The 6,367-nt window shown below is 69.8% G+C and carries 7 protein-coding genes and 1 pseudogene; 4 read left to right on the top strand and 4 right to left on the bottom strand.

Translation table 11 applies throughout. The features are described 5' to 3' along the window. On the bottom strand, nt 1-267 hold a 267-nt coding region (locus Q8M82_RS16665), incomplete at its 3' end, for a hypothetical protein (RefSeq protein ID WP_305692443.1). 166 nt (nt 268-433) lie between these two features. On the opposite strand from Q8M82_RS16665, the gene rutB reads away from it, so the two are divergent. From rutB to Q8M82_RS16650, 3 genes are all read left to right on the top strand, one after another. After that, nucleotides 434-1,171 (top strand): pyrimidine utilization protein B, encoded by a 738-nt coding sequence (gene rutB, locus Q8M82_RS16660; protein WP_305692442.1) that lies wholly within the window; start codon nt 434-436, stop codon nt 1,169-1,171. Between the two features lie 47 nt (nt 1,172-1,218). Continuing rightward, complete coding sequence (locus tag Q8M82_RS16655) at nt 1,219-2,421, top strand: Zn-dependent hydrolase (protein WP_305692441.1); 1,203 nt, start codon at nt 1,219-1,221, stop codon at nt 2,419-2,421. Nucleotides 2,422-2,687: 266 nt separating this feature from the next. Further along, nucleotides 2,688-3,605, top strand: a complete 918-nt coding sequence (locus Q8M82_RS16650) for a DMT family transporter (RefSeq protein WP_305692440.1) — start codon at nt 2,688-2,690, stop codon at nt 3,603-3,605. A 21-nt stretch (nt 3,606-3,626) separates the two neighbouring features. On the opposite strand, the gene gpt is transcribed toward Q8M82_RS16650, so the two are convergent. From gpt to Q8M82_RS16635, 3 genes are all read right to left on the bottom strand, one after another. Continuing rightward, nucleotides 3,627-4,136: a xanthine phosphoribosyltransferase gene (gene gpt, locus Q8M82_RS16645; protein ID WP_305692439.1), complete on the bottom strand. Its 510-nt coding sequence runs from the start codon at nt 4,134-4,136 to the stop codon at nt 3,627-3,629. A gap of 114 nt (nt 4,137-4,250) precedes the next feature. Further along, complete coding sequence (locus Q8M82_RS16640; protein WP_305692438.1) at nt 4,251-5,015, bottom strand: competence/damage-inducible protein A; 765 nt, start codon at nt 5,013-5,015, stop codon at nt 4,251-4,253. A 100-nt stretch (nt 5,016-5,115) separates the two neighbouring features. Further along, nucleotides 5,116-5,994, bottom strand: a complete 879-nt coding sequence (locus tag Q8M82_RS16635; RefSeq protein WP_305692437.1) for an FkbM family methyltransferase — start codon at nt 5,992-5,994, stop codon at nt 5,116-5,118. A gap of 156 nt (nt 5,995-6,150) precedes the next feature. Here Q8M82_RS16635 and Q8M82_RS16630 point away from each other — a divergent pair. Further along, nucleotides 6,151-6,367, top strand: a pseudogene (locus tag Q8M82_RS16630) (type I methionyl aminopeptidase); the annotation flags it as partial.

The raw sequence follows: 6,367 nt of genomic DNA, 5'->3' as shown, positions 1-6,367 counted from the left end.
GCCATCGCCGTCGAGCCCGACATAGGCCGCCAACCGGCCGGCGCGCTGGCGCAGCGCCTCCCGCCCCAGCCGCCGCACCAGCCCGTACGCCGCCTCGACATCGAGTTCGCCGCGGTCCATCCGCCGCGTCAGCCACAGCGTCACACGCAGGACCGGGTTGCCGAACGGGTCCTCGCGGGCATCGGCCCGCGCCTGGGCGATCTCCTCCAGCAGCCGCGCCGCAAGCGCCGCCTCGTCGCCGATCGCGCTTTCGACCCCGTCATTCATCGCGCAGCCCTCCCGGAATCGACCGAGGCAAGTTTCAGACCGGAAGGCGACGACCGCGCAAGGCAGCCCGGCATGGCTCTTGCTGACACAACAGGCGCATCTTGCCGGCCTTGCCCGGCATGCCATGCTCGCCCGCGCCACCCGCTATGCCTTGCCGGAGATGCCGATGCACGCCTTGACCGCCGCCGCAGCGGGACTGCCCGAACAGGACGCCGCCGCCTCGATCGTCCTGCCCGCGCGCCCAGAGCCGCTGCGCCTCGATCCCGAGCGCACGGCGCTGATCGTCGTCGACATGCAGAACGCCTATGCCTCGCCGGGCGGCTATATCGATCTCGCCGGCTTCGACATCGCGGGCACGCCGGCCGTGATCCGGCAGGTGGCGCTGGCGGCCGAGGCCGCGCGCCGCGCCGGCATTCCGGTGATCTTCCTCCAGAACGGCTGGGACGGGGACTATCGCGAGGCGGGCGGGCCTGGCTCGCCGAACTGGCACAAGTCGAACGCGCTGAAGACGATGCGCCGCCGGCCGGAGCTCGACGGCAAGCTCCTCGCCAAGGGCGGCTGGGACTACGCCATCGTCGATGCGCTGACGCCCCAGCCGGGCGACATCGTCGTGCCCAAGCCGCGCTACAGCGTCTTCTTCAACACCAACATCGACAGCCTGCTGCGGGCGCGCGGCATCCGCAATCTCGTCTTCACCGGCATCGCCACCAATGTCTGCGTCGAATCCTCGCTGCGCGACGCCTTCCACCTCGAATATTTCGGCGTCGTGCTGGAAGACGCCACCCATGCGGCCGGGCCCGACTTCGCCCAGAAGGCCGCGCTCTACAACATCGAGACCTTCTTCGGCTGGGTCTCGACCGTCGCCGATTTCGCCGGCGCCGTCGGCCAGCAGCCGCCGGCCTGATTCCGACACGCCCTTCGCCGCCCCGCCTTTCCGAAAGCGAACCCGCCATGCCTGCCGTCGACACCCAAGCCTTCCTGCGTGATCTCTACGAGTTGCGTGGCATCGGCACCTTCAAGACCGGCGTCCATCGCCCGACCTATTCGCCTCAGGACATGGAGGCCCGCCGCTGGCTGATGGCCAAGCTGACGCTATGCGGGCTGGAGGCCTCGATCGACGGCATCGGCAATGTCTACGGCCGCCATCCTGGCCCCGGTCCGCACCTGCTCGTCGGCAGCCATATCGAATCGCAGAACGAGGCCGGCTGGCTCGACGGCGCGCTCGGCGTCGTCGCCGGCATCGCGCTGGCGAGGGCCGGCCTGCCGGTCGATGTCTGCGCCTTCGCCGATGAGGAAAGCCATTTTGCACTGAGCCTGCCCGGCAGCCGCTCGATGATCGGCGACCTCACCGAGGAGGCGATCGACGGCGCCCGCAACCGCACCGACGGCACCCCGCTGCGCGAGGCGCTGCGTGCCGCCGGGCTCGAAGGCCTGCCGCGCCGGCAGCTCGAGATCGGCCGCTACAAGGGCTATTACGAGATGCATATCGAGCAGGGCACGCAGCTCGAAGAGGCGGGTCTGCGACTCGGCGTCGTCACCGGCATCGTCGCGATCTGGCAGTGGCGCATCGTCGTCGAGGGTCAGCAGGACCATGCCGGCGGCACCAGCATGGCCGAGCGCAAGGATGCGGGCTTGAGCGCGGTCAGGCTGCTGGCGGCCATCGACGCCGAGTTCCCGCGCCTCGTTGGCGAGCGCACGACCTGGACGACCGGCCGCTTCCGGCTCGAGCCCGACGCCCCCAACATCATCCCCGGCCGCGCCGAGATCCTGTTCCAGTTCCGCGACGTCTCGGTGGCGGTGCTTGAGCGGCTGGAGGCGGGGCTGAAATCGCTGGTGCAGGAAGCCAACCGCCGCGAGCGCTGCAGGATCACGCTGTCATCGGTCTCGAAGACGGTGCCCGCGCTCTGCGACCCCGCCATGATGCAGGCCCTCTCCGACGCCGCCGAGGCCGTCGCGCCCGGCGCCTGGCAGACCATGCCGTCGGGCGCCGGCCACGACGCGCAGGTCATCGCCCGCAAGATGCCGGCCTCGATGCTGTTCGTGCCCTCGATCGGCGGCATTTCGCATCACTGGAGCGAGGACACCAAGGACGAGGACCTCGCTCTGGGCATTCAGGTGCTGCACGGCGCGGCCGAGCGCTTTCTCGCACGGTAACACCTGCCGGTTCCCGCCAAAGCCACGCCGTCATCCAGGATGGAGCGCAGCGGAACTCCGGGATCCATCATAGAGTTCCGGAGCCCTCCGATGGATCCCGGGGCAAGCCCGGGATGACGGGGTGGTTCCGAGAAAACTCCGCATGCCTTAGCCGCAGAACGCGGGGCTGCGTCACCGCTGGCGCCCCTTGCCCGGCGAAAGCCGGGCCCGCATAGGAGCGGACGCACCCGGAGCCGCTCTCCGGCCCCGTCCTGCGAAAGCCTCCCGTGCCAGACCTCGCCTCTCCCGTCGCGCCCGCCCTCGCGCGCCGCAACCTCTGGCTCGGCATCGGCTGTGGGCTGCTGACCAGCCTGATCTGGGGCGTGCAGTCCGTGGTCTCGCGCCAGTCTGTGGCAGACGGGCTGAGCGCGGCCGACGTCACCATCCTGCGCTTCGTCGTCGCCTCGCTCCTGCTGCTGCCACTGGCAAGGCGGCGGATGCGGCCCTTTCCGGTCGGCGCGCTCGGCTGGCGGCGCGCGCTGATCCTGACCGCGCTCGCCGGCGCACCCTATGCGCTGGTCCTGGTCGGCGGCGCGACCTTCGCCCCGGCGCTGCACGCCTCGGTGATCGTGCCCGGCCTGATCCCGGTGATGACGGTGGCGCTGGCTTTCCTCGTGCTGGGCGAGCGGCCGGGGCCGCTGCGGCTGCTCGGCCTTGCCCTGGTTCTGGCCGGCATCGGCGCCTTCGCCTGGCAGGCCTTCGGGGAAACCGGCGCCGGAGCCGATGCCTGGATCGGCGATCTCTTCTTCGTCATCAACGCCGTGATGTGGTCGGTCTTCGGACTTCTCGCCCTGCGCTGGCGCACGGGCGCGATCGACGTCACCATCGCGACCTGCCTGCTCTCGCTGCTGATCCTGCCGGTCTTCGCGGCGACGATGCCGATCCGGCTCGGCGAGGCCGCCTGGTCGGCGATCGCGCTGCAGGCGCTGTATCAGGGCGCACTGGTCGGCGTCGGCGCGCTGTTTCTCTACACCAAATCGGTCGAATGGCTCGGCGCCTCGCGGGCGACCCTGTTCCTGCCGCTCAACCCGGTGGTCACCGCGCTCGCCGCCATCCTGCTGCTCGGCGAATATCCCTCCGCGGTCGAGATCGCCGGCATGGTGCTGGTGATCGCCGGCATGAGCGTGGCGCTGCGGGCGCGCTGACGAGAAGCGGCCGGCCTATCCTCAGCCCTTGTGATCCTTGGCGATGGGCTCGACATAGGCCAGTCCCATATCCCAGGGGAAATAGATCCAGGTGTCCTGGCTGACCTCGGTGACGAAGGTGTCGACGGTGGGCACGCCGGCGGGCTTGGCGTAGACCGTTGCGAAATGCGCGTTCGGCAGCATCTCGCGCACGACGCGGGCCGTCTTGCCGGTGTCGGTGAGGTCGTCGACGACGAGCACGCCCCGGCCCTTGCCGTCGCCGATCGCCTTGATCGAGGGCGCGACGTCCTTGAGCACCTTGAGGTCGGTCTGGTTCTTGTAGTCGTGATAGCTCGCGACGCAGACCGTCTCGATCAGGCGCAGGCCGAGCTCCCGGCAAATGATCGCCGCCGGCACCAGTCCGCCGCGCGTGATGCAGACGATCGCCTCGAAGGGCCCCTTCTCCGCCAGCCGCCAGGCGAGCGCCCGCGCGTCACGGTGGAACTGGTCCCATGAAACGGGGAAAGCCTTGTTGGAGGTTGGCTCGGCCATGGCGGGGCTCCGGATGAGGGCGGGCGCGGACGGCCCTTCGACCCGTGGCAAAACCCTATCGCCGCGCCGCTGGCAAGAGGCGACGCGCCGCTCGTCCCCGCAAAACCCGCTGCGTCAGGCGCCGAGCTTCGCCTGCTCGGCCGCGATCATCGCCTTCACGGCCGCCATCGCCGCCGCCAGCGCCTCGGGATCGCGCGAGCGCACCACGACATTGGTGTCGGGCCCCGTCTCCGAGAAGAAGGGATAGGAGCCGATCGAGACGCCCGGATGCGCCTTGGCGACCTCGGCCAGCGCCGTGCCGATATCGCCCTCGCGCAGGCCGGCGCGAACGGTGTCGGACAGGATCTTGACCCCGGTCTGCAGCGTCGGGGCGACGACGTCGAGCATCGCCTGCATGATCGAGGGCACGCCCGCCATCACATGGACATTGCCGATCTTGAAGCCGGGTGCCTTCGAGACCGAATTGGCGATGAGGTCGGCCCCGGCGGGGATCCGCGCCATCCGCAGCCGCGCCTCGTTGAGCTGGTCGGGCGGAAAGCGCTCGGCCAGCATCGCGATGGCGCGCGGGTCGTGGTCGATCGAGACGCCGAAGGCCGCGGCCACCGAATCGGCGGTGATGTCGTCATGGGTCGGGCCGATGCCGCCGGTCGTGAAGATGTAGGTGTAGCGCGCCCGCAGCGCGTTCAGCGCGGCGACGATCTCCTCCTGGACATCCGGGACGATCCGGACCTCGCGCAGCTCGATGCCGATATTGGTCAGGTACTCGGCGATGTAGCCGATGTTCTTGTCCTTGGTCCGGCCCGACAGGATCTCGTCGCCGATAACCAGGATCGCGGCCGTCACGCTGACCGGGGATGGTGTGGTTTCATTGCTGGTCATGCCCGGCTCCTGGCTGCGGCCCGAGGCGCGTTCCGCCTCCTGGCGCCGCTACTGCTAGGGCTTTGCCGGCGCCGGCTCAAGCGGCGCCTTCACCGCGCCCTCAGCCACCGATCACAGCCTCTTCGGCGGGCGTATGCGGGCGCTCGAAGACGAGATTGAGCCGCGTCTGCGCCAGTAGCGTGTAGCCGCTGCGCTCCAGCAGGGCGGCGAGGTCGCTCTGCCAGCGCTGGCGCGAATCCTCGATCACGATCAGCCCCGGCCAGAGGCTCTGCGGCGCGTCGCGCAGGAAGGGCTCGAGGATCAGGTCCTCCGCGCCCTCGACATCGAGCTTGATCGCGTCGAGCCGCTCATAGCCCTCGTTCTGCACGAGCGCGAGCAGCGTCATGGCGGGAACCCGCACGGTGCTGCCGGCGCTAGAGCGCAGGATGCGCACGCTCGATTCGCCGCGATTGGTCGGGTCGAGGAACAGCGTCAGCTCGCCCGGCTTGTCGGCCAGCGCGCAGGCCACCGCCTTGACCGTGCCGAACGGGTTCTGCGCGATGTTGAAGGCCAGCCGGGCGAAGACCTCGGGCTGGGGCTCGACCGCGACGATGCGCGCGCTCGGCCCGGCCCTGGCTGCGACGAAGAGCGAATAGGCCCCGATATTGGCGCCGATATCGATGAAGCGGAAGCCCTCGCGCAGCCGCGAAGCCAGGATCTCGCGCTCGACGGGATCGAAATATTGCGGCGTGAACAGAACCCGCTTCTCGCAGACATTGCCGTCCGGATAGAGCCGCATGCGCGCGCCCAGCGCCTCGATGTCGACCGGGCGCCCCGCGAGCGAGCGCAGGCCGACCCGGCGCAGGGCATAGGCGAATTTGCGGCCGAGGAAGCTGTCGGACGCACAGCGCGTCCAGCCGATGAGGCGCGACAAGCCGCGCTGGGGTGCGAAGGCGCCGTAAGGCTTGTCCTCCGCCTGTGAATGATCGATGCTGGCCATGTTGCCCGCCTGATACACGCGCGCGGCCTGCGACGCCAGCCGGCGCGACACGCCGAGGCTCGAAGCGACGTGGCGACGACGGGATGCAGGGCGGCGCCGCCTTGCGCCGTCCGCCAGACGCAATAGATAGGCCCGGCGAGGAGTTGTCCGGCGACCATGACATTTGACGAGACCCTGGGCCGGCAGCGACATCGCGAACCGGCCATCAAGATTCACGGCGCGGAGGCCTTCGCGGCGATGCACAAGGCCGGCCGGCTGACTGCGGCGGGGCTGGACATGCTCGGCGAGCACGTCAAGCCCGGCGTCACCACCCAGCGCCTCGACGACCTCGCCTATCAGTTCGCCATGGACAATGGCGCCTTCCCGGCGACGC

Origin of the sequence: Allobosea sp. (genome assembly GCF_030694325.1) — a bacterium.
GTDB lineage: Bacteria > Pseudomonadota > Alphaproteobacteria > Rhizobiales > Beijerinckiaceae > Allobosea.
This window is presented reverse-complemented; position numbering and strand designations above follow the sequence as displayed.